Origin of the sequence: Brevibacillus brevis, assembly GCF_022026395.1 — a bacterium.
In the GTDB taxonomy this organism is placed as follows: domain Bacteria; phylum Bacillota; class Bacilli; order Brevibacillales; family Brevibacillaceae; genus Brevibacillus.
This window is the reverse complement of record NZ_CP041767.1, coordinates 623,431-646,222: the sequence shown is the minus strand read 5'-3', so window position 1 is coordinate 646,222 and position 22,792 is coordinate 623,431. Positions and strand designations below refer to the sequence as shown.

Genomic DNA, 22,792 nt, shown 5'->3' with positions numbered 1-22,792 from the left:
GCATATGCTTGTCGGCTCCCAGATGTATGAATGGATGTCCCATAACTTCTTTGTTATTGCCACGATCATTGGCGTCATCGGCGTAATGGGTTATTACTTCTTTCGCACCTCGCGAAAAAGAGGAAGATATCGTCAATAAAGGAGCAGCAACTAACCGCCTGTCATTGGGCGGTTTTTTCCATTTACAAAAATAATTGTTATACATATAATTGTCATTGCAAGTATTTTTGAACGAAAGAGGGTCATTCCCCTGATCGATCATTGGCAAAAAGAACCGGTTGGATTTCTTATCGGAAATACATACCGGAGAATGATTCATTATGTTTCCCTTTTTTTAAAGGAGTTTGATTTGACCACGGAGCAGTTTGCCGTCCTGTATCGGCTACGAAAAGAAGAGGGCATCAATCAAAAAGAGCTGGCCCAGCGCTCTGCCAAGGATCAACCTTCCATGACACGCATTTTAGACACACTCGCCAAAAAAGGCTTTATCGAAAAGACTTTGAGCGAACAAGATCGCCGTGCGTACATCATTACGCTTTCCCCGAAAGGACGAGAATGGATTGAGCAAGCGATTCCTGTAGAGGCTCAGGCCGTTGCAGACATTTTGGAGGGGATTTCTCCTGAAAAGCTGGCCTTCTTGCGAGAAATCTTGCTGGAGATTAACGAGAACATCAATAGAAAAACGACTGACTAGGAGTGACAGCATTGGGAGAGAGTAGAGAGAGACTGTGGACGAGAGATTTTGTCCTGTTAACTGTATGCAATTTGTTGTTGTTTCTCACCGTTCAAATGCAGACCCCAACATTCCCTGCTTATGTGAAGGAAGCGTATCAGGCCAATGATTTTGTCGTCAGCCTGGTTATTAGCTTGTTTTCACTTGCAGCAGTGATCGCAAGGGTGTTTACCGGAGAAGCATTGAAAACGAAAAGCAGTAAGCTCTTGGCAATCGTAGCACTTGGATTCGTCGCGATTTTTAGCGCAGGCTATTACTGGGCGGGAAGCATTGTTTTCTTTCTTCTGCTGCGAATTTTAGTCGGCATTGGCTTTGGGATGGGCAGCACGACCTTTCCGACGATTGTCTCCAATGTGATTCCTGCCAGACGAATCGGTGAAGGCATGGGGTATTTCGGCTTATCGACCAGCTTGGCTATGGCACTCGGCCCGTTGATTGGACTTGGAGTGTTAAATGGGTTTGGGTTCGGCTCGATGCTCATGGTTCTCGTATTGTTAGTTGCTATTATTTTTCCGCTGATGCATTTTATCCGTGCCTACAATCAGCTTCCTGTGTCGTCCGGGAACGTACAAACTGTCACAGGCATTCGCCGATTTTATGATAAAAAGCTGCTGCTTCCAGCTGGACTGAATTTTTGTTTGTCCATTACGTATGGCGGGATTCTCAGCTTTTTGGCCTTGTACGGAAAAGAAGCCCACATTGAGAATGTCGGCTGGTTTTTCCTTACGAACGCACTGGCGATGGTGTTGATTCGTCCGTTTTCCGGCAAGCTGTATGATCGCAAAGGGCACATCGCCGTCCTGCCTCCCGGTGCGATTTTCGTCGGGGTCAGCCTCTTGCTCCTGTCCCTGACAACGACAGAGTCCTTGCTTCTCGTCTCTGCTGCCTTCTACGGCCTTGGCTATGGCATGATTCAGCCATCTATCCAGGCGTGGATGGTGAAGGTCGTCACGCCTGAGCAACGCGGCATGGCGAATGGACTGTTCTTTAATTCCATCGACCTGGGGATTGCGGTCGGCTCAATGCTCCTCGGCGTCATCGCGACACATTCGAGCTACTCTGTCATGTACCGCTGGTCGGCGGCTTGCTTGCTGCTGTTTCTGATTGTTTATTTCCTTTCGCAGGTGGCTGCGGCCAAAGCGGAAAAAGCGGCAATCGCTAGTGAAAACGTGGGTATGTAATAACCAAAAAAGCTGTTCCCTCTAAGTAGAATTTTCTACCGAAGGAACAGCTTGTTTTTTTATCCCTTTTGCTGATACTTCATCGCTCGTGCCGCAATATCCGTGCGATACTGCGCCCCATCAAACGAGATCCCTTGCACCTTCGCGTACGCTGTCTCACGTGCATGCGCCAAATCCGTTCCTGTTGCCACGACGCCAAGCACACGGCCACCGCTCGTAACGATGCCTTCCTCGGTTTCCTTCGTCCCTGCGTGAAACACCGTAGCTCCCTCGTTTGCCTGACCCAGTCCGTGTATCAACGTACCTTTTGGATATTCTCCAGGATAACCCGGCGCTGCCATGACGACACAGACAGCACTTCCTTTTTTCCATGTCACATCGACTGCATCGAGCTCGCCATTGATTGTTCCGACAAAAATGTCGAGCAAATCTGTTTCGAGCAACGGCAAGAGCACCTGTGTCTCCGGATCGCCAAAACGTGCATTGAACTCCACGACTTTCGGGCCTTGCTCCGTAATCATCAGACCTGTGTAGAGAATGCCTTTGAACGGAATGCCATCCTTGGCCATCCCTGACGCCATCGGTTGGACAATCGTTTTGACGATCTCGTCCACCAGCTCAGCAGACATTTGCGGTACCGGGGCGTATGTTCCCATGCCGCCTGTATTGGGACCGCGGTCATCATTGAAGATTCGCTTATGATCCTGAGAAGTAATCATCGGCTTAACTGTCTCTCCATCGACGAAAGACAACAGCGACAGCTCTTCGCCGAACATGCACTCCTCAATGACCACGCGAGCTCCCGCTTCACCAAAGACGCTTTCCTGCATAATCTGACGGAGTGCCTCTTCTGCTTCCTCCACCGTCTCTGCGACAACGACTCCTTTCCCCGCTGCCAAGCCATCCGCTTTGACAACGATAGGAGCGCCCTGCTCTCTCACGTATGCACTCGCCGATTCGTAATCCAGAAACGATTCATAGGCAGACGTCGGAATCTCGTAGCGTTTCATTAAACTTTTCGCAAAAGACTTGCTTCCCTCGATCATTGCCGCTTTTTGATTCGGGCCATAGATCGGCAGATTGCGCTCCTGGAAAAAGTCAACAATCCCCGCCAGCAAAGGATCTTCCGGGCCAACGACAGTCAAATCAATTCCTTCATCCTTGACGAATTGAACCAGTGCAGCAAAATCATGGACGCCGATCGGTACGTTTTGCGCGATTTGGGCGGTGCCCCCATTTCCTGGCGCACAGTATACCTTCGTCACTTTAGAACTCTGCAACAGCTTCCAGGCAATCGTGTGTTCTCGACCGCCGCCACCGATCACTAATATTTTCATCGTATTTCCTCCTGTGTGAGAGGTAATCCACTCTTTCATACGTGTTAAAAAAGCGAAAGTTACTCCCGAATAGCCTCTTTTAGTGCTTGAAATGACGCGTGCCGGTAAAGATCATCGCAATACCCGCTCGGTTGCAAGCATCAATCGATTCTTGGTCGCGAATGGAGCCGCCTGGCTGGATGATAGCAGTAATCCCTGCTTTAGCTGCCGCCTCCACGGTATCTCCCATTGGGAAAAACGCATCCGAGGCCATAACCGAGCCACTTGCCAATGCACCTGCTTGTTCGATGGCGATTTTCGCTGCCCCAACGCGGTTCATCTGGCCTGCACCCACGCCGATGGTCATATTGTCTTTTGCCAAGAGAATCGCATTTGATTTGACGTGCTTGACGACCTTCCACGCGAATTTCAGCTGTGCCAGTTCCTCTTCCGAAGGCTTGCGGTCTGTGACCACCTGAATCTCGCTTTCTTCGAGCTGCTTGTAGTCGAAGTCTTGAATGAGTGCCCCGCCTGCTACAGGAGCCACGCGGAACAGATTGTCCACTTTTTTGGCTGGTTCATTCAGCGCCGAGATACGCAACAGACGCAGGTTCTTTTTCTCAGCCAGAACAGCCAACGCCTCGTCGGTGAAGTCCGGTGCGATAATGATTTCCAAGAAAATCTCTTTCATCGCGAGTGCGGTGTCACGGTCAATCGGGCGATTTGCTGCCACGATCCCACCATAAATAGAGACAGGGTCTGCTTCGTACGCTTTTTGGTAAGCGGCGCGAATATCAGTGCCGATCCCTACTCCACACGGGTTGGAGTGCTTGATCGCAACGACAGCAGGTTCAGCGAATTCGCGTACAATCGCCAACGCTGCATCTGCGTCATTGATGTTGTTATAGGAAAGCTCTTTTCCTTGCAGTTGGCTTGCATTCCCGATGCTCAACTGATCGGACAACGGCTCACGGTAAAATGCCGCACGTTGATGTGGATTTTCCCCATAGCGTAAATCCTGTGCTTTCTCGTAAGTCACCGTGTAGCTCTCAGGCAGCAGTTCGCCCACCTGCTCACTCAAATAGCGAGAGATCAAGGCATCATAGGCTGCTGTATGGCGGAAAACTTTTGCAGCCAGCTTGCGACGGGTTTCTAGCGTAGTATCGCCATTTGCTTCAATTTCTTCTGCTACTTTTTCATAATCGGCTGCATCGACCACTACACTGACGAACGCGTGATTTTTCGCAGCAGAACGCAGCATCGTTGGTCCACCAATATCAATATTCTCAATGGCGTCTTCATATGTCACGTCTGGCTTCGCTATCGTTTCCTTGAAAGGATAAAGGTTCACGACAACCAGATCAATGGTTTCAATCCCCAGGTCTTTTAGTTGCTGCACATGTGCTTCACTGTCCCTTACAGCCAAGAGGCCGCTGTGGATATTGGGATGCAACGTTTTGACGCGACCGTCCAAAATTTCTGGAAATCCGGTCACTTCAGAAATGCCAATGACGGGAACTCCCTCTGCTTTTAAAAGAGAAGCCGTACCCCCGGTAGAAATGATCTGTACCCCGGCGGCTACCAATCGACGGGCAAACGGAATCAATCCTGTCTTGTCAGAAACGCTGATCAACGCTTTTTTCACACTCACGGATAGAACCTCCTGAATTTTAGTGAAAACATGAGTAACTAATGACCAAAACACGAACAATACTTATATATTATAAAATAATTGTACGCTATTATCAATAACTTCGTCAGGAAAACAAACACAGCCGCCCGTGCCTGTTCGGCACTTGCGACTGCATGCATCTGCATTTGCTTGGATGATATTATCGTTTTTTCTTGCCTTTGCCTGATAGCTTTTTGATGCGATCTGACAGTAAGACTGTTTTGCTTTTGGCAGTCGCCCTGATTGGCTTGATCGGCTTCTTCGACTTGCGGCTCTTCGCCTTTACTTCTTTGGGCATTAAGTTCCCTAACTCTTCCATGGAGATGGAGTTGCCGTCCTTTACACGATCCCTGACGCGCTCTTTCGTCTCCTCTGGCACTTCGAATCCCATATTTCCCAGCTCATCGAGCAGCGCATCTACATTGGCTCCGCCCTTCGGCATTTTTTCCGCGAGCTTCATAATATCGTTAAGCGTCCATTGCCGCCCTGTTTTTTGGCTTAGCTTATCGAGCAAGTTCGAAACAAAATCTCCGCTCAAGTCGGCCCCTCCCTTTGTGGGAATATCCCTCTCTTACTGTATGTCACACGGACCAATTTGGTTTGTCATGAATCGCGGAAGAATAGCAGCAAAATAGGGTAAGTTGGTCATAGTTAGAAGCCGACACCGTCTGATAGGACATGAATAACATGCATGTAGGACGAGAAAACGTGATTGGCAAAGTCAATCATTCATCCTCGTTAGGTGAGGCTCCTATACAAAAATAGGCCACTGCCCGGAAATATCGAAAGATGCCAATGGGTAGAACAGGAACTGCCGAACTAAGGCTTTTCTTAAGGTGGCTAAGGAATGTTTCCTTTACGTTGTATAGTGCCAAAGCTCTGGTAGGGGAGAAAAACGGTGTTATTTTGTGCACTTTTCTAACCCTCTGGATTCCCGCTAGAGGGTTTTCATTTTCGAAAGGGGGGAACGTTTTGATGGACAGTAGTCCAAGTTGCCGAATGAATACCTGCAATCAAGATTGTGTACGGAGAGTTTTACGGCCTTGTGGCGCTGCGGCATGTTCCCCATACCTTATTTGACATTCTCCCTTTTTATGGGACGAGTGTATGTAAGTAGTTATTATGTAGACATGCTTGCGCAACATGGTCGTATCCCTCCGATCCTTATATGCGAAAGGATGAGAAAACCATGTTGAACATTTACAAAACGAATGCCATGGGAAAAATAGAAGAACTGCAACAATTTGAAAAAGGCTGCTGGATCCATCTGACAGATCCTTCTGAGCAAGAAAAGCTACAAGTCGTCAGGGAGTTGGCGATTGACCTTCATTTTTTGCAGGATGCCCTTGATGACGAAGAAATCGGACGGATCGACAAGGAAGGAAACCGCGTGATGCTCTACGTGGACATCCCAGTCTCCACGAAGGAAGGGACGAAGAACAACTATACGACGGTTCCGTTGGGAATCATGGTGATGGAAGATTACATCTTAACCGTTTGCCTGGTAGAAACGGCTGTCATGAATGAGTTCGTCCAAGGGAAAGTGAAAAGTTTTCACACGCATATGCGCAACCGGTTCGTTCTGCAAATTTTATCGAATACGTCGCATGAATATTTGCATTACTTGAAAAAAATCAACAAGCAGACAGAAACACTGGAAAAATCATTGCGACAATCGACGAAAAACATTGAACTGCTTACCTTGCTTGAATTGCAGAAAAGTCTCGTATATTTTTCGACGTCCCTGGAAACGAACAGTCTGTTGATCTCCCTGCTTCGGAGCGGCAGTTATTTGAAAATGTACGAAGAAGATAAGGAACTGCTGGAAGAAGTAAAAATCGAAACCAAGCAGGCCATCAAAATGACGGAAATCTATACGGCGATTTTAGGGAACATCATGAATGGCTTTGGCTCCGTCATCTCCAACAATTTGAATCGCGTATTAAAGCTGTTGACCGCCATTACCATTGTCATCACCTTGCCTATGGTGATCGGCACCTTCTACGGGATGAACGTCGCGCTTCCTTTTCAGGGTCATCCGCACGCATTCACGATCATTATGATCATGTCCACCGCCATTACGTCTGTAACAGCTCTCTTGTTTTGGAGAAAGAAGTATTTCTAAAACGGATGACAAAAAAACCGACATCGTAAAAGGATGTCGGTTTCTACTTTATCTCTCGATTTACGTCAGCTGGACGAGCCTTCCTTCCAGCTTCACTCTCTCTTCTGCTAAAAAGCCAATGACCTTCACCAAAAGCTCATGCTCCACCGAATGGATGCGAGCCGCCAAAGTCTCAGCCGTATCTGCTTCTTGCACCGCTACGGGAATCTGGGCAATGATCGGCCCTGTGTCCAGACCGGCATCAACCAGATGTACCGTTACCCCTGTTATCTTTACCCCGTAAGCGAGTGCCTGACCAATCGCGTCTTTTCCCGGGAAAGCAGGCAAAAGCGACGGATGCAAATTGATGATTTTTCCTTCGTAGGATGACAAAAGCGTGTCGCCCACCAACCGCATGTAGCCTGCCAGCACAACCAGCGATATCTCACGTTTTTGGAGCTGCGCCACTATTTCCTGCTCAAAAGCTGCCTTGTCTGCGTATTCCTTCGGTTGAAAAACAAAGGTGTCGATCCCTAAACGCTCTGCACGTTCCAAAACCTTGGCGCCGGGCTTGTCGCACACGAGCAAGGCAACTTCTACACCTGTGAGCCTGCCGTCCTGTACAGCCTGCACGATCGCTTCAAAGTTGGAGCCGCTGCCTGAGGCGAAAATGGCCAGCTTTCTCACCATTCCACCCCGTTGTATACGACTTTGCGCTCTCCCGCTTGAATATGTCCGAGCAAATACGCCTGTTCACCCAGCTCTTGCAGCTTTTCCATAACACTCACTGCGTCTTCCGGCTTCACGACAAGCATCATGCCAATGCCCATGTTAAACGTTTTGTACATATCCGGGTAAGAGATGTTACCCGACTCTTGTACCAGCTCGAAGATCGGCAGCACCGGCCAGGAACCAACGTTGATCACAGCCTGCATTCCTTCTGGAAGCACGCGTGGAATGTTTTCAGTAAAGCCGCCGCCTGTGATGTGTGCCAGGGCCTTCACTTCATGCGACGCAAGAACGGATAGCACTTGCTTCACGTAAATGCGGGTCGGTGTCAACAGCTCTTCGCCGAGCTTTTTGCCCAATTTGTCAACATGATCATGCAGGGACATGCCTTTGTCTGCCAAAAGAACCTTGCGAACGAGCGAGAAACCGTTGCTGTGCACGCCGCTGGAAGCCAGCCCGATCAGCACATCGCCTGCCGCCACGTTTGCTCCCGTAATCATTTTGCTCTCGTCCACGACACCTACGGTAAAGCCCGCGATGTCGTATTCGCCTTCTGCGTACATGCCAGGCATCTCGGCAGTCTCCCCGCCAATCAGCGAGCAGCCAGACTGGGAGCAGCCTTCCGCGATCCCTTTGACAATCGCTTCGATTTTTTCCGGAATGACCTTATCTACTGCCAGATAATCGAGGAAAAAGAGCGGCTCTGCCCCTTGGACCACTACGTCATTGACGCACATAGCAACAGCATCGATACCGATTGTATCGTGTTTGTCCATGGCAAAAGCGATCTTCAGCTTGGTTCCTACCCCATCTGTGCCAGAAACGAGAATCGGTTTCTCGTATTTTTTGGTATCCAGGCGAAACAGCGCTCCGAACCCACCCAAATCAGTCATAACTTCGGGGCGGAATGTTCGTTTGACATGCTTTTTCATGCGTTCGACGGCTTCGTTGCCCGCATCGATGTCTACGCCAGCTTGTTTATATGCTTCACTCATCGTTTCTCCCCCTAGCAAGAGGTGCTTGTATTAGCGGTTGTTCATAAGTAGCACTGTTAGCATTTAAGCGCAGGTAGCGCTTCTTCGAACTCAATCTCTGTCGGATATTCTCCGTTAAAGCATGCGAGGCAGTGTCCTCTATTGGGAGCCGAATCGCTGCGGCCAATTGCATCGATCATTCCTTCAATAGACAAGAACGACAGCGAATCAGCCTCAATGATTTGACGAATTTCCTCTACCGATTTGGTCGACGCAATCAGTTCCTCACGCGACGAGGTGTCGATGCCGTAAAAACAAGAATTCATAACAGGCGGAGAGCTGATACGCACATGCACTTCTTTGGCGCCAGCCTCACGCAGCATGCGAACAATCCGATTACTCGTCGTACCGCGTACAATGGAGTCGTCAATCATCACGACGCGCTTGCCTTCCACTACTTTGCGAACCGCAGACAGCTTGAGATAGACAGCGCGCTCACGCAGCTCCTGACTCGGCTGAATGAAGGTACGTCCCACATAGCGGTTTTTGATCAAGCCAATTTCGTACGGAATTCCTGTCGCTTCCGCAAATCCGATAGCAGCAGAAATACTCGAATCCGGTACACCTGTGACGACATCAGCATCAATCGCGGATTCCAATGCCAACTGCTTGCCGAGACGTTTGCGCGCCATGTGGACGTTGATTCCGTCAATGTCGCTATCTGGTCGGGCAAAATAAATGTATTCAAACGTACAAATCGAACGCTGTGTCGTTTCTGTATGCTTGCTCTCGGTAATGCCATTCTTGTCGATGACGATCAGCTCACCCGGTTGCACATCACGCCAGTACTGCGCGCCAATGATATCGAACGCACAAGTCTCGGACGCGACAGTGATCGCATCTCCGAGTCGTCCCAATGACAGAGGACGCAAGCCATTCGGATCGAGAGCGATCACGAGCTGATTCTCGTTCATGACGAGAAGTGCATAGGCTCCCTTGATGTATTGCAGAGCGTCCTTCACCGCTCCCGGCAAATCCTTGCTCTCGGAACGAGCAATCAGATGTGCGATCACTTCTGTGTCACTGGTCGTCTGGAAAATGGAGCCTTTTGCTTCCAGCTCTTTTCTAAGCACAGCAGCGTTCACGAGATTCCCGTTGTGGGCAACTGCCATGCTGCCTTGTGCATAGCGGAAAAAGAGCGGTTGGGCGTTTTCAATCTTGCTCGAGCCAGCAGTCGTATAACGGGTATGACCAATCGCGATATGACCGCTAAACTTCTCCAAATCACCCTTGCCAAAAGCCTCTGACACGAGACCCATTCCGCGGTGCTTATACCATTTCTCGCCGTCGGAGGCGCAGATACCTGCGCTCTCCTGACCGCGATGCTGAAGGGCGTGCAGACCCAAATAGGTCAATTGGGATGCTTCTTTGTGGTTGTAGATGCCAAAGACGCCGCATTCTTCGTTCAATTTGTCCCAGATTAGCCGATCAAACATGGAATCGCATCCTTCCAGGCTGCTTTCACCTCTTGAGTCGAAGCGTTGATCGCTTCTGTACCGTTCACGTTCACTACCAGACGATCACCGCCAACCGTACCGATGTTTTTAGCAGGTACGCCATGTTCACCTGCCAATGCGAGAATCGCCGCCGCATGCTCTCCAGATGCACTGAGCAAGATGCGCGATTGAGATTCACTGAACAAGAGCACGTCAGCACGCAGCTCGGACGCAAGAGTCACCTGCGCACCGACGCCTTTGCCGAAGCAAGATTCAGCCAGTGCGACGCCGAGACCACCTTCGGACAGATCGTGTGCGGAGTTCACCAGACCTTGGCGAATCGCTGTGAGAACCAGCTTTTGTACTGCCGCTTCCTTGGTCAGATCGATTTGCGGAGGACGTCCGGAAATGCTGCCCGTAGCCATCTTTTGATACTCACTGCCGCCCAGCTCAGCGAAGGTCTCGCCCAACAGGATGATCGCGTCGCCTTCGTTTTTGAAATCCTGGGTCGTAATATGGTCAACATCAGTGATCAAACCGACCATTCCCACCGTTGGGGTTGGATAGATCGCGTCACCGCTGCGTTCATTGTAAAAAGATACGTTTCCGCCGATAACCGGAGCATCGAGTGCTACGCACGCTTCGCTCATGCCCTCGCACGATTTTTCAAATTGCCAGAACACCTCAGGCTTTTCCGGACTTCCGAAGTTCAAGCAGTCCGTAATCGCCAGCGGCTCTGCACCGGAGCAGACGACGTTGCGCGCAGATTCTGCAACCGCAATGGCACCGCCTACTTTTGGATCGAGGTACACATAGCGACCGTTGCAATCTGTACTCATGGCAAGTGCCTTGCGAGTACCGCGCACCATGACAACAGCAGCGTCAGAACCAGGCTTTACAGCTGTGTTTGCACGCACGATGTGATCGTATTGCTCGTATACCCACGCTTTATTCGCCACTGTTGGCTGAGCCAGCAAGCTTTTCAGCGTACCATTCAGATCTTTCGGTTCTTGGATGGCTGCCAACACATCTACATTCGCATTTGCTTCGTAGTAAGCAGGCACCGCAGATGGACGATGGTACACAGGTGCGTCGTCTGCCAAGCTGTCTACTGGCACCTCTGCTACTACCTCACCTTGGTGCAACAAGCGCAGCTTGCTGTCTTCGGTTACTTTGCCCACGACAGCGGACGCCAAACCCCATTTGTCAAAAATCGCTATCGCTTCTGCCTCTTTGCCTTTTTCCACGACGACGAGCATACGCTCCTGTGACTCAGACAGCATCATTTCGTATGCAGACATGCCAGCTTCGCGCTGTGGCACCAGGTCCAGATTCATTTCGATACCATTGCCCGCCTTGGAGGCCATTTCGGAGCTGGAGCTCGTCAAGCCTGCCGCTCCCATGTCCTGAATCCCGACGACGATACCTGTGTCGATCAGCTCCAGGCACGCTTCCAGCAGGAGCTTTTCCATGAATGGATCGCCAACTTGAACTGCCGGGCGTTTTTTCTCCGACTCTTCCGTGAGCTCCTCGGATGCGAAGGTCGCCCCGTGAATACCGTCGCGCCCTGTGCTGGAACCAACGTAGATAACAGGGTTGCCGATACCGGACGCTACCCCTTTTTGAATCTTCTCGTGGTCGATCAAGCCGACACACATGGCGTTAACAAGCGGATTGCCTTCATACGTAGGGTCGAAATTCACTTCGCCACCCACAGTCGGAATCCCGATGCAGTTCCCGTAGCCTGCGATACCAGCTACTACATTTTCAAACAAATATTTGACGCGAGGAGACTTGAGCTCCCCGAATCGAAGCGAATTGAGCAGCGCAATCGGACGCGCGCCCATCGAGAATACGTCACGGATGATACCGCCCACGCCAGTCGCAGCTCCTTGGTACGGCTCAATCGCAGATGGGTGGTTATGGCTTTCGATTTTGAAAACAACCGCCTGATTGTCACCGATGTCGACAATACCCGCACCTTCCCCTGGTCCTTGCAAAACGCGAGGTCCTTTTGTCGGGAAACGACGCAGGACAGGCTTGGAGTTTTTGTAAGAGCAGTGCTCCGACCACATGACGCTGTACAAACCTGTCTCCGTCCAGTTCGGCTTGCGGCCGAGAATTTCTACGACACGCTGGTATTCTTCGTCAGTCAGACCGATTTCTTTGTACAGTTTTTGATCGGCAATTTGTTCGGCTGTCGGTTCTTTATGCGTGAGTTGTGACACTGTTCTGCTCCCTCCAAGTCTTCAGGATCGAGGTAAACATGCGGCGTCCGTCATCGGAAGTCATCCAAGAATGGACGGCACGCTCCGGGTGAGGCATCATGCCAAGTACGTTTCCACGTTCGTTGCAAATGCCCGCGATGTCTTCCAGTGAACCATTCGGATTCTCGCCATGATAGCGGAAAACGATCTGTTTGTTCGCTTTAAGCTTCGCCAGCGTTTCTTCATCACAGTAGTAGTTTCCTTCGCCGTGCGCGATTGGAATTTGGATGACTTCCCCTGCCGCGAAATCTCGGGTAAAGGAGGTATCGTTGTTTTCCACACGCAATTCGGACAGCTTGCAACGGAATTTCAGTGAACGGTTACGCAAGAGTGCTCCTGGCAACAGCCCGACTTCGGTCAGGATTTGGAAGCCATTGCAGATTCCCATGATCAGCTTGCCTTCTTCTGCTGCTTTCACCACTTGCTCCATGACGGGTGAAAAACGAGCGACGGCGCCACAGCGCAGATAATCTCCATAAGAGAATCCACCTGGCAAAAGAATCGCATCATATTTAGAAAGATCCGTATCGGAATGCCATACGTAATCCACAGGCACTCCCATTACGTCTTCAACTGCGTTAAACAAATCAATGTCGGCGTTCGAGCCTGGAAAGACGATAACGGCTACTCGCATATCTTTAGCCCTCCACGATATCAAAGCGATAGTCTTCTACCACCGTATTGGCCAACAGCTTTTCGCACATTTCACGTACACGCTCTTCTGCTTGCGCACGGTCAGAAGTGTTCAATTCCAACTCCATGTACTTCCCGATACGCGCATTGTTTACTTCATCAAAACCCAAGGTGTGCAGAGCACCTTTTACAGCGTGTCCTTGCGGGTCCAAAACACTCTCGCGCAATGTTACATAAACAACAGCTTTAAACATGTACGTCTCCTCCTAGTCTCGTAAGCATTTCTTTGTAAGCTTCCTCCACATTACCCAAATCGCGGCGGAAGCGGTCTTTGTCGAGCTTTTCATTCGTTACCGAATCCCAGAAACGGCATGTATCCGGGGATATTTCATCGGCGAGGAGAATCTCCCCGTCCGCTGTTTTTCCGAATTCCAGTTTGAAATCGACCAAAGTAATGTTGCGCTCGCGTAGGTAAGGCACGAGGACCTCGTTTACAGCAAGACCCATGCGCTCCAATGTCGCTTGGTCACTCTCGCTTGCAATCCCCAACACTTTGATATGGGAGGCATTCACCAATGGATCTCCCAGTGCGTCATCCTTGTAGTAAAACTCGACAACGGGCTGCGGAAGCACAGTTCCTTCTTCCATGCCAAGACGCTTGGCCAATGAGCCTGCTGCGATATTGCGAACGACTACCTCCAAAGGGATAATCTCCACTTTGCGAACAACTTGCTCTGTGGCGGACAGCAGACGGACAAAATGGTTGTCGATGCCCCGCTCCTTCAGCATGGTGAAAAAGATTGCCGTAATGCGGTTGTTCAACTCGCCTTTTCCGGTGATTTGCGCCCGTTTCTCTCCATTGAATGCTGTTGCGTCGTCTTTGTACTCTACCCAGTACTGATCAGGCAAAGATGTCCGATAAATACGTTTTGCCTTACCTTCGTAGAGTTGTTCCTGTTTTTCCACTGTAGGAGTCACCTTCCCAGTCAAAAAGGTTGAGTTTAGGTTAATTCACGAACGTTTCAAATACATTAAAACACAAACATACGCATTTATCAACGAAAAATGCTGGAATAGACTTCGACAAACGTTCGGGAATTACTGTATGTTTTTCGAACGGTAGATGTTAACATTCGTTTACATGTTCTCCATACTGGCTTTACATCTCCTGATTACAATAGTCCTTAGTCTCGGGACTTTTCGACCATCCACTTATCAGGAGGCAACTGGAGATGCACGCTATCTTTCGCCATTTACTCACTCCCTTTTCTCGCTTACACAGGCAAGTGCGGCTCCGTACCAAGCTGACGATCCCACTACTGTTCATCCTGCTCGTTTCCTCTGGCATGATTGGCTGGATCTTTTACACCCAGGCAAAACAGGTGATGATTTCACAAATGGAGTCCCGCCTTGACTCAGAGACGGACAAGACCACCGAAAAAATTTCGCTTTTGAAGTTCACTTTCGCTAGCGACGATCAATCTTATCAAAAGCGTCTTCAATACGAATTGCAACAGCAAGAAAGTAATCTGTCTCAAGAAGGCTTGATACTCCAGCAATATTTGGTCAAAAATGGAGCTTTTTATCCTATTGAAAAAGTGACAAAGGGCGCTATTGAAATCCCGCAAGATATTGCGAAACGGATGGAAGCGGAGCGCTTCGGCGTGATTCACGTCCCTGTCGCTGACCACATACATACACTGGCCTTTACCCATTCTCCTGAGGAGAGCTACATATACGTCATAGACGTTTTGCAGGAGTCCTATCTAGGTCCTCTCTATGAGATAACCAAAATCATCGTGATGACCATTCTCGCTAGTCTGGTCCTTTCCTTGTTGCTGTGCTTGCTGGTTGTGAAGGGGATAACCGCGCCGTTTCAGACGTTGATTGCGGCCATGCAACAGGTCAGCTCGGGCGATCTCACCCATCGTGCCCTTTTGCAAAACGAGGGTCCAGAGATTCGCGGGATTTCTAACAGCTTCAACCATATGGTAGAACAAATGTGCGAGATTATTGCCGAGATCCAACTCATGATTGTGGAACTGAACAAAGGCGGCATCGCAATCAGGCAAACAGCCGATGAAGCAGGCGATCGTTCGTCGATGCTGTCTCTGCGTCTCGATACAGTCAATCAAGGCGTCGAACAAACGGCTGCCTCAACAGATGGCGCCAGCGCCTCCTTTCAGCACATCAAGCAATCGATGGATGGACTGTTTGCGCGTATTTTCTCTGTGATTGAAGCGGGTAAAAAGATGCAGACAGTCACCCATCATGGACAAAATCGTATCGATGATTTGAACACGATGATCAATCGCTTCTCCCACACGTACGCACAGGTCGACACCCGCATGACTGAACTGCGTCGACAATCAGAATCCATTGGAGATGTTGTTCATCTGATTCAAAACGTGGCGAAACAAACCAAGCTTCTCGCTTTAAATGCCAGTATTGAAGCAGCCCGTGCTGGAGAAAACGGACGCGGATTTGCTGTCGTGGCCAACGAGGTAGCCAAGCTAGCCAGCGAGTCGGAAACCGCTACATTAGAAATTACGCGCATGATGGACGCTGTTCAGGAACAAACCCATGAGATTTCCTCCGAAACCTCACAAGCATCCGAACAACTTCAGCAAAGCCTGCAAAAACTCTCAGACGCTGCATCTGCTTTTCTTGAGCTTCGACAAGCTGTCGATCAGACTACGGGAGAGCTGCATATAGCCAATGAGGGGTTATCAGACATAACGGAAGGCTTGCACACCGTAGACATGGCATTGGATGCGTTTGTTGCCATTTCACAAGAGACCAAATGCAGCACAGAAGAAATGCTGGTCGCCTCGCGCGAACAGCTCACCTCCATTGAAAAATCTCGTCAATTGGCAACGGAGCTTCTATCCTTATCTGAGCGGCTGCAAGAGATCAGTGATCGCTTTCGCGTTGCCTGAACAAGATGAGCCTTCCCCTCCGGGCAGGCTCTTTTCTTTTGTTTATGATAAACTTGTCAGTGGTACAACCAATACGTGAAAGAAGGAATTTCAGATGTTTCCATTTGAAGTGTCTTTTCCTACCAAAATTTACTTTGGGATAGGCGAACTGGAGCGTTTGGGCCAAGAAGCAAAATCGATGGGCCAAAAAGCATTGCTCGTCACAGGCGGCAATGCGGCCAAACGTACAGGACTTTTGGACCGCGCCAAGGCTCTGTTGCAGGAAGCTCAAGTGGCGTATCTTGTTTTTGACAAAATCGAACCGAATCCGCGTACGGCAACGGTTGATGCCGGAGCTGCTCTTGCTCGTGAGCATCAGTGTGACTTCATCCTCGCTATCGGTGGCGGCTCCGTGATGGATGCCTCCAAAGCGATTGCGGCAGCAGCCGTTTCCGGACGCCCGATTTACGATTACATGCGGGGAAATCCGAGCGGCTCTGGTCAATTGCTGGTACCTGTTCAGGAAGCACTGCCGATCATGACCGTTCCGACAGTAGCCGCTACAGGTTCGGAAGCAAACCATATCAGCGTCCTGACTCATTGGGATACGCATGAAAAATCTTCGATCAACGGTCCAGCACTTTACCCGAAGATTGCCATTCTTGACCCGTCTGTGACCTTTACCGTTCCAGCTCGCGTCACAGCGGAATCTTGCGCGGATATCTTTTCCCATCTGTTTGAAAACTATTTGATCAGCGCGGAAGGAACCCACGTTCAGGACGGTATTTCCGAAACGCTCATTCGTCTCGTTGTCGAGCACTCCATCACAGCGATCCAGCAACCAGACAACGCAGAAGCACGATCAACCCTTTTGTGGGCGAGTACGCTGGGCATCAGTCCATTCGCTGCTGGCGGTCGTGGTGCTGGCATGCCGTTGCACGGAGTTGAACATCCGCTGAGCGGAATCTACGATATGGCTCACGGTCGCGGACTGGCGATCCTGTCCCTTCCATATTTCGAACAAGTGATATTGCAAGATCGTCCCGAGAGACTAGCCCGTATGGGACGTCATTGCTTTGGCATTACCGTGGAGGACGAAGGCGAAGCAGCACGAGCAACGATTGAAGCCGTTCGCCATTGGTATGAGCGCATGGGAATCACAGAGCGTCTGTCTGACTTCGGTGTGACCAAACAATCGCTGGCCCAAATGGCCGAAGAAGCGGTTCGCATCGGCGGACGCGGAATCGGGTATCTGCCTAGCTCACGAAAATTGAATGAAGCCGATGTCATCGCGATCTACGAGGCTTGCCTGTAATTGAGCATCAAACACACTGGCGAGCCTACGTTCAGTTATGTAATAATACAAATTAATCATTAATCAAAATTATTTTACTACGGAGGTTACCACCATGGCAGATCCACGCATTAATGAACTGGCAAGCCGTCTCGTCCGTTACTCGCTCAATTTGCAAAAAGGCGAAAAAGTTCTGATCGAAAATACAGGCCTGCAGCCTGAACTCGTTCGTGCACTTGTGCGTGAATCATTTGCAGTTGGGGCTCTGCCTTTGGTCACCTTGAAAGACCAAGAAGTCATGCGTGCACTCTATCAAGGTACGAGCGAAGAACACATGGCTCTGATGGCAAAATACGAGTATGACCGGATGAAGGACATGGACGCTTACATCGCCATCCGCGCTTACGACAATATCAACGAGTATGCCGACGTACCAGAAGACAAAATGGGCATTTACGCTCGCATCCTGTATCAACCTGTACATACGAACGAGCGCGTTCCGAACAAACGCTGGGTTGTACTGCGCTACCCGAACAAGTCGATGGCGCAACTGTCCAAAATGAGTCTCGAGGGCTTTGAGGACTTCTACTTCTCCGTCTGCAATCTGGACTACGCGAAAATGTCCGCTGCTATGACTCCGTTGAAAGAGCTGATGGAGCGCACTGATCGCGTACGCATCGTCGGTCCAAAAACAGACCTGCGCTTCTCCATTAAAGGAATCAATGCCATCAAGTGCGACGGCAAACGCAATATCCCGGATGGCGAAGTATACACCGCTCCTGTGCGCGATTCCGTAGAAGGAACGATTTTCTACAACGCGGCATCAATCTACAACGGCATTACCTTCAATGATGTGCAATTCACTTTCAAAGAAGGCAAAATCGTGGAAGCGACCAGTTCCAATACCAAAGCATTGAACGACATCCTCGACACGGACGAGGGCGCACGCTATATCGGAGAATTCGCGATCGGCTTCAATCCGCACATCCTCCACCCGATGCTGGACATCCTGTTTGACGAAAAAATCGCGGGCAGCTTCCACTTCACGCCAGGAAATGCTTACACAGTTGCAGACAACGGCAACCGCTCCTCCGTTCACTGGGACTTGGTCCAAATCCAACGCCCTGAATACGGCGGCGGCGAAATCTGGTTTGACGATGTGCTGATCAGAAAAGATGGGCGCTTCGTGTTGCCAGAGCTGGAAGGCTTGAACCCGGAGAATTTGATTTAAGTGCAGTGAATGAAAAAATGGGTTAGGGAATGAGGTTCCCTAGCCCATTTCTATCTATCTCTGTGAAAAACAAACAAATCATTAACGTGACACGTGATAAATGGAATTACGGCTCTTACTTGGTCTACAGAAAGTCGTACTCACTGACTTTCTGGATAGCCCTTGCTTCCGTTTGGCAACCTGACCTCAAAACATGTACGAATCAAATCACTTTGAACAGAAATCGTTCCCCGATGCTTCTCGACGATATTTTTGGCAATATACAAGCCGAGCCCTGTGCCTCCCCCTTGATGCGTTCGGGCTTTGTCGCCCGTAAAAAACATTTCAAAAATATGCGGCAGCGCCTCCTCAGGTATTTGGTCACCGTAATTCAAGATTTGCACAACCACTTCATCGCCCTCACGATAAGCATTCAAATCGATAAAGTGACCATCGCCCCCATAGCGTATCGCGTTGGTCAGAATGTTCTCAAATACGCGCGCCAAAAGCTCCCCATCTCCCACGATCACTAATTGAGCCGCAATTGTACACCGCGAGACCAGCTCATTTTTCTCAAGAGAGGGATACATCTCTTCATTTAACTGAACAAGCAATTCACTCAAATCAATGACCTTTTGCTCGATATTGACCATGCCATAATTCATTCTCGTAATTTCGAATAGCTCATCAATCAGCTTTTCCAATCGTTGCGACTTGGTAAAAGCAATCGTCGCATAATGCCGCATCTGTTTTTGTGACATCTGCCCATCTCGCAAAACTAAATCTAAATAACCCAGTACGGATGTCAGTGGTGTACGCAAATCATGCGCGAGATTCAAAACAAGCTGATCCTTGCTGCTTTCGGCGAAATCTCCTCTTTCTACCGCCTTTTGCAGCATCTCGCTTGCTTGATTGATATCCTTGGCAATATCTGCGAACTCATCATTGGATGGAATATGGACATGCCTTGTAAAGTCTCCACTCGCGAGAAAATGAATGCCCGTAGAAATCTCCCGAAAGTAGCCAGCATATCGTTTGGTCAGGAGATAGAAAAACAAGATCGCGATGGGAGCAAAGACAATCAAAAAGAAATTGATATCCCCCATCTCCCTGATGAATTGGCGAACCTGGGCGAGCCGATCTTCGTACTTAACCCCCGCCTTATAGTAAAACTGGAGCACTTTATAGAGCAGATAGGTTACGATACCGGCCAGAAGCATGCCAAGCCCAAGAAGCCCAAGCATTTTGGCACGAAAACTATGTCTCCTCTTCACCATGGAAAAATGAACCACTCCCTATACTCGTTTTCGTCCAAGGCTCAATCATGATAGACTCTTTTGACACGTTCTCCCAAACGGCTGACCAGCTCGTTCGTAATGGTTTTGCACTGTTGGGCCATTTCCTCAGCAGTGATCTCCTCTTCTTGATCTCTGCCGATAAAGGTCACCATATCTCCTTTTTGCACTGCTTCCATATCTGTAATATCTACAATAAGCTGATCCATGCAGACAAAGCCAAGAATCGGTCGCCTTTTTCCTTTGATCAAGCAGGTAGCCCCCGCCTGTGACAGCATGCGTGGAACCCCATCTGCATATCCGATGGATACGATGGCAATCTTACTGTCTTTCTGCGCTGCATAGGCGCGTCCATAACCCACGGATGCTCCTTTTTCCACTTGTTTCACCTGCACAACTCTGGCTTTCAGTGATAGCACAGGTCGTAAGTCGATGCTCGTTTTCACCTTGTCTCCCTGCTTGCTCAACATTCCGTAGAGAGCGATCCCAATCCGAGCATAATCGTATTGCAGCTCCCCATAATTCAGCACGCCGTAACTGCTTTGAACGTGCAGCTTCTGTGGATCGATCCCTTTTTCTTTCAGCTGTTCGATCACTTTTTGGAAACGGGCGATTTGATTTTTCGTGTATGCGACATCCGAAGCTTCCAAACTGTCAGCCACACTCAGATGCGTAAAGGTACCGCATACCTGCAAATTTTTATATCGATACATGGCCGCTATTTTTTCCGTGTGTTCCCAAGATTCCCCGAGTCTTGCCATCCCCGTGTCGATCTTGACATGAACAGAGATTTTCACGTTGTAGCCGTTCAGTTTTTGGGCATATTCGTCATCTACTACGGTTTGCGTCAGTTTGAAACGGGCGATTTGGCGTATCCGACACTCATCGGTATAGCCAAGCACCAGAATCTCCCCTTTTACGCCTTTCTTCCGTAGTTCGATTCCTTCATCGATTGTGGCAACTGCGAAGTGATCAATCCCGAGCTTGTTCAAGAACCTCGCGATTTGCCAACCGCCGTGGCCATATGCCTGCGCCTTTACGACTGCCATCATCGAACAATCCTTGGGAAGAACCCGCTGGATTTCCCTGACATTATGCTGGAGATGAGGAAGATGGATATCAGCCCATGCTCGCCCGGTTTGATCCGGTTTCCCAACTCGAAAGCGCCGAATCACCTTCATCAGCTTAATCGCCATCACCGAGAGAACAAACGACAGCACTGTGACCAGTGTAAAATGCACCAAGCTGTTATCAACAAGCGGCCCTGTCAGTCCCGTTACTTTGGCTGCTGCGCGAATGAGCACAATACACAGCGGATGGATGACATAAACATACAGGCTCAGCTTTCGTAACGTTGGGCGATTTTTGCCTTTCCAGAACAATAAAAGTTGAAAGAGAAAATACATGCACGGTATCAAAAAAATATACATACTATCATGACGTTGCAGCTGATAAGCATGCAAAAGAAAGCCTTCCATTACCAGCATGCTTCCGAACAAAACAAACCCGATGGCATACGGTGCGACCTTTTTCTTTTTCCGTCTGCGGGTATTGGCAATCATGCCTCCCATGACAATAAACACTGGAGCAAAAAATATGCCGTTCCGCGTGTAATCAAACAAAGTAAACATTGATTGATAAATGCTATCCACATACGAACTCATCTGTGCCAAGCCAAAGTAGCTGTCTCCCAACAGCCCGATGCCATACAGTAGCAAGGTCACCCAAAACGTATTCCATGTCGACATTCTTGTATACAAAAAAGTACTGATACACACCCCCAGCATGATGCCAGGGAAATACCACAGATGATACAAGGTCCCGTTAAACAAGAGATCTTTCACTGCTGAAAATACGGTAAATCCATCTGTAAAATACCCCGCATACACATTCACAGGAAGATAGAGAAGGATCGAAAACAAATATAGCTTTCCTACTTTCCATAAAAACTGCTTTAGCATAGACGCATTTCTGTCGCGATCTGTGCCAAGCTTTTGCAGAAAGAAAAATCCTGTGCACATAAAGAAAAACGGAACCGCCACCCTGGCTATTGTTCGTGTCAGTGTAAAGTCAGCCCATTCGCTTATAGACAGTAGCGGAGAAGTATGGATTGCGATGACAAGAATCGCCGCAATGATTCGGAATTGATCCAGCCCACCATACTGCTTTTCATTACCCGCGTTCATTACGTGCCTCCTGATGAAACACCGTAATGATAAAGCCATCCACGTTATTGCCCGATATTTCGTAGCTCTCACCAGCCACAACTGGGATGTGCGTAACTGTATCGGTAGCTTTTACATAGTAGATTTCAATGCTCTCATCATCTACTAGCAAATGCTTCTGATGGAATTCGTAGTTTTTCACATACTCGATATACTCTTCCAGACAAAGCTGGAGCTTTTCCATCAAAACAGCATGCGGATAGCCCACATACCGAAAATGCCAAGGCTCATCCGAAATCCCTGTTAGCTGCTCTTTGTCTTTGTCGTAGCGTTTGATAAACCCATATTGACTGGCACGTTGGCGAAACATTCGGCATACGCCATGGTCGGGAAAAGAAGGGCAGATAAAATCGATTACTTCCTTTTTCTCCCCAACATCTATCGCAAGCCCTGTCTGATGCTCACTTTCATTCGGGCGCGCTACATATTGACTGGTAAACACCTGTCCATTTTCGAGCAGGGATTGATCATAAATATCCTTTTGTTCCATCTTGCTGCGAAAACCACTGACCGGCACAATCGTATGCTCTGCGTTGCAGGCTTTCAGCAGCTTGGCAAACATCTGGGCAGCCGTGTTTTCCATCATCATATTGCTGTGTGCTCCGTCAATCAGCCGCATGCAGTTCAGCAGGATACCGTCGTCTGTTTGCCAGCGGATCGGATACTGGCGATTCACCAATATCAGATGGCCGTGATGCAGATTGTCGCTGTTCAACGTAACCGTAAAGACATGAGATTGTGTCAT

At 49.2% G+C, this 22,792-nt stretch carries 20 protein-coding genes and 1 riboswitch; of the genes, 7 read left to right on the top strand and 13 right to left on the bottom strand.

All coding sequences use genetic code 11. From position 1 onward, the window contains the following. The first annotated feature begins 4 nt into the window (after positions 1–4). The 3 genes from FO446_RS28915 to FO446_RS03475 all read left to right on the top strand — a co-directional run bounded on the left by FO446_RS28915 (position 5) and on the right by FO446_RS03475 (position 1,914). Positions 5–139 carry an EYxxD motif small membrane protein gene (locus FO446_RS28915; protein ID WP_012684353.1) on the top strand — a complete coding sequence of 45 codons (135 nt, stop codon included), beginning with the start codon at positions 5–7 and terminating at the stop codon, positions 137–139. Positions 140–310: 171 nt separating this feature from the next. Continuing rightward, entirely contained in the window at positions 311–694 is a 384-nt protein-coding gene (locus FO446_RS03480) for a MarR family winged helix-turn-helix transcriptional regulator (protein WP_173610677.1), read from the top strand. A gap of 11 nt (positions 695–705) precedes the next feature. Further along, positions 706–1,914 carry an MFS transporter gene (locus tag FO446_RS03475; RefSeq protein ID WP_173610678.1) on the top strand — a complete coding sequence of 403 codons (1,209 nt, stop codon included), beginning with the start codon at positions 706–708 and terminating at the stop codon, positions 1,912–1,914. Positions 1,915–1,973: 59 nt separating this feature from the next. Here FO446_RS03475 and purD read toward each other — a convergent pair whose 3' ends face one another. The 3 genes from purD to FO446_RS03460 all read right to left on the bottom strand — a co-directional run bounded on the left by purD (position 1,974) and on the right by FO446_RS03460 (position 5,440). Next, positions 1,974–3,251, bottom strand: a complete 1,278-nt coding sequence (gene purD, locus FO446_RS03470; protein ID WP_232774457.1) for a phosphoribosylamine--glycine ligase — start codon at positions 3,249–3,251, stop codon at positions 1,974–1,976. Between the two features lie 79 nt (positions 3,252–3,330). Next, entirely contained in the window at positions 3,331–4,881 is a 1,551-nt protein-coding gene (gene purH / locus FO446_RS03465; RefSeq protein ID WP_173610680.1) for a bifunctional phosphoribosylaminoimidazolecarboxamide formyltransferase/IMP cyclohydrolase, read from the bottom strand. 181 nt (positions 4,882–5,062) lie between these two features. Beyond that, positions 5,063–5,440 carry a hypothetical protein gene (locus FO446_RS03460; RefSeq protein WP_173610681.1) on the bottom strand — a complete coding sequence of 126 codons (378 nt, stop codon included), beginning with the start codon at positions 5,438–5,440 and terminating at the stop codon, positions 5,063–5,065. Between the two features lie 189 nt (positions 5,441–5,629). Then, positions 5,630–5,797, top strand: a riboswitch (M-box (ykoK) riboswitch). Between the two features lie 294 nt (positions 5,798–6,091). Between FO446_RS03460 and FO446_RS03455 the strand changes: the two genes are divergently transcribed. After that, positions 6,092–7,027 carry a magnesium transporter CorA family protein gene (locus FO446_RS03455; RefSeq protein ID WP_173610682.1) on the top strand — a complete coding sequence of 312 codons (936 nt, stop codon included), beginning with the start codon at positions 6,092–6,094 and terminating at the stop codon, positions 7,025–7,027. 60 nt (positions 7,028–7,087) lie between these two features. Here FO446_RS03455 and purN read toward each other — a convergent pair whose 3' ends face one another. The 7 genes from purN to purC are packed head-to-tail and all read right to left on the bottom strand — an operon-like array spanning position 7,088 to position 14,071. After that, positions 7,088–7,696: a phosphoribosylglycinamide formyltransferase gene (gene purN, locus FO446_RS03450; RefSeq protein WP_173610683.1), complete on the bottom strand. Its 609-nt coding sequence runs from the start codon at positions 7,694–7,696 to the stop codon at positions 7,088–7,090. Next, positions 7,690–8,730, bottom strand: a complete 1,041-nt coding sequence (gene purM, locus FO446_RS03445; protein ID WP_237899907.1) for a phosphoribosylformylglycinamidine cyclo-ligase — start codon at positions 8,728–8,730, stop codon at positions 7,690–7,692. Before purM ends, purN begins: the two co-directional genes overlap by 7 nt. A gap of 56 nt (positions 8,731–8,786) precedes the next feature. Next, complete coding sequence (gene purF, locus FO446_RS03440) at positions 8,787–10,205, bottom strand: amidophosphoribosyltransferase (protein WP_173610685.1); 1,419 nt, start codon at positions 10,203–10,205, stop codon at positions 8,787–8,789. Continuing rightward, complete coding sequence (gene purL / locus FO446_RS03435; RefSeq protein WP_173610686.1) at positions 10,190–12,433, bottom strand: phosphoribosylformylglycinamidine synthase subunit PurL; 2,244 nt, start codon at positions 12,431–12,433, stop codon at positions 10,190–10,192. The genes purF and purL overlap by 16 nt, the downstream gene beginning before the upstream one ends. Continuing rightward, positions 12,414–13,106 (bottom strand): phosphoribosylformylglycinamidine synthase subunit PurQ, encoded by a 693-nt coding sequence (gene purQ, locus FO446_RS03430; protein WP_017249709.1) that lies wholly within the window; start codon positions 13,104–13,106, stop codon positions 12,414–12,416. The genes purL and purQ overlap by 20 nt, the downstream gene beginning before the upstream one ends. Before the next feature lie 4 nt (positions 13,107–13,110). Then, positions 13,111–13,359: a phosphoribosylformylglycinamidine synthase subunit PurS gene (gene purS, locus FO446_RS03425; RefSeq protein WP_007717324.1), complete on the bottom strand. Its 249-nt coding sequence runs from the start codon at positions 13,357–13,359 to the stop codon at positions 13,111–13,113. Further along, a complete protein-coding gene (purC, locus tag FO446_RS03420) occupies positions 13,352–14,071 on the bottom strand; it encodes a phosphoribosylaminoimidazolesuccinocarboxamide synthase (RefSeq protein ID WP_012684340.1) in 720 nt (239 codons plus the stop codon). The genes purS and purC overlap by 8 nt, the downstream gene beginning before the upstream one ends. Before the next feature lie 266 nt (positions 14,072–14,337). Between purC and FO446_RS03415 the strand changes: the two genes are divergently transcribed. The 3 genes from FO446_RS03415 (at position 14,338) to FO446_RS03405 (ending at position 18,548) form a co-directional block, all read left to right on the top strand. Further along, positions 14,338–16,044 (top strand): methyl-accepting chemotaxis protein, encoded by a 1,707-nt coding sequence (locus FO446_RS03415; RefSeq protein WP_237899905.1) that lies wholly within the window; start codon positions 14,338–14,340, stop codon positions 16,042–16,044. A 94-nt stretch (positions 16,045–16,138) separates the two neighbouring features. After that, positions 16,139–17,338 (top strand): iron-containing alcohol dehydrogenase, encoded by a 1,200-nt coding sequence (locus FO446_RS03410; RefSeq protein ID WP_237899903.1) that lies wholly within the window; start codon positions 16,139–16,141, stop codon positions 17,336–17,338. Between the two features lie 94 nt (positions 17,339–17,432). Further along, positions 17,433–18,548, top strand: coding sequence for an aminopeptidase (locus FO446_RS03405; RefSeq protein WP_237899901.1), 1,116 nt, complete (start codon positions 17,433–17,435; stop codon positions 18,546–18,548). A 140-nt stretch (positions 18,549–18,688) separates the two neighbouring features. Here FO446_RS03405 and FO446_RS03400 read toward each other — a convergent pair whose 3' ends face one another. Genes FO446_RS03400 through FO446_RS03390 form a run of 3 tightly spaced genes read right to left on the bottom strand, consistent with a single transcriptional unit; the run spans position 18,689 to position 22,792 of the window. Next, positions 18,689–19,804 carry a sensor histidine kinase gene (locus FO446_RS03400; protein WP_237899899.1) on the bottom strand — a complete coding sequence of 372 codons (1,116 nt, stop codon included), beginning with the start codon at positions 19,802–19,804 and terminating at the stop codon, positions 18,689–18,691. Between the two features lie 41 nt (positions 19,805–19,845). Beyond that, entirely contained in the window at positions 19,846–22,008 is a 2,163-nt protein-coding gene (gene vanT, locus FO446_RS03395; RefSeq protein WP_237899898.1) for a serine racemase VanT catalytic subunit, read from the bottom strand. After that, positions 21,995–22,792 carry a M15 family metallopeptidase gene (locus FO446_RS03390; protein ID WP_237899896.1) on the bottom strand — a complete coding sequence of 266 codons (798 nt, stop codon included), beginning with the start codon at positions 22,790–22,792 and terminating at the stop codon, positions 21,995–21,997. The genes vanT and FO446_RS03390 overlap by 14 nt, the downstream gene beginning before the upstream one ends.

Excerpts from the sequence above, each read along its gene's own strand:
- FO446_RS28915 (WP_012684353.1), top strand. The coding sequence starts at position 5 with ATGCTTGTCGGCTCCCAGATGTATGAATGGATGTCCCATAACTTCTTT.
- FO446_RS03480 (WP_173610677.1), top strand. The coding sequence starts at position 311 with ATGATTCATTATGTTTCCCTTTTTTTAAAGGAGTTTGATTTGACCACG.
- purD (WP_232774457.1), bottom strand. The coding sequence starts at position 3,251 with ATGAAAATATTAGTGATCGGTGGCGGCGGTCGAGAACACACGATTGCC.
- FO446_RS03455 (WP_173610682.1), top strand. The coding sequence starts at position 6,092 with ATGTTGAACATTTACAAAACGAATGCCATGGGAAAAATAGAAGAACTG.
- purN (WP_173610683.1), bottom strand. The coding sequence starts at position 7,696 with ATGGTGAGAAAGCTGGCCATTTTCGCCTCAGGCAGCGGCTCCAACTTT.
- purM (WP_237899907.1), bottom strand. The coding sequence starts at position 8,730 with ATGAGTGAAGCATATAAACAAGCTGGCGTAGACATCGATGCGGGCAAC.
- purF (WP_173610685.1), bottom strand. The coding sequence starts at position 10,205 with ATGTTTGATCGGCTAATCTGGGACAAATTGAACGAAGAATGCGGCGTC.
- purQ (WP_017249709.1), bottom strand. The coding sequence starts at position 13,106 with ATGCGAGTAGCCGTTATCGTCTTTCCAGGCTCGAACGCCGACATTGAT.
- purS (WP_007717324.1), bottom strand. The coding sequence starts at position 13,359 with ATGTTTAAAGCTGTTGTTTATGTAACATTGCGCGAGAGTGTTTTGGAC.
- FO446_RS03415 (WP_237899905.1), top strand. The coding sequence starts at position 14,338 with ATGCACGCTATCTTTCGCCATTTACTCACTCCCTTTTCTCGCTTACAC.
- FO446_RS03410 (WP_237899903.1), top strand. The coding sequence starts at position 16,139 with ATGTTTCCATTTGAAGTGTCTTTTCCTACCAAAATTTACTTTGGGATA.
- FO446_RS03405 (WP_237899901.1), top strand. The coding sequence starts at position 17,433 with ATGGCAGATCCACGCATTAATGAACTGGCAAGCCGTCTCGTCCGTTAC.
- FO446_RS03400 (WP_237899899.1), bottom strand. The coding sequence starts at position 19,804 with ATGGTGAAGAGGAGACATAGTTTTCGTGCCAAAATGCTTGGGCTTCTT.
- vanT (WP_237899898.1), bottom strand. The coding sequence starts at position 22,008 with ATGAACGCGGGTAATGAAAAGCAGTATGGTGGGCTGGATCAATTCCGA.
- FO446_RS03390 (WP_237899896.1), bottom strand. The coding sequence starts at position 22,792 with ATGACACAATCTCATGTCTTTACGGTTACGTTGAACAGCGACAATCTG.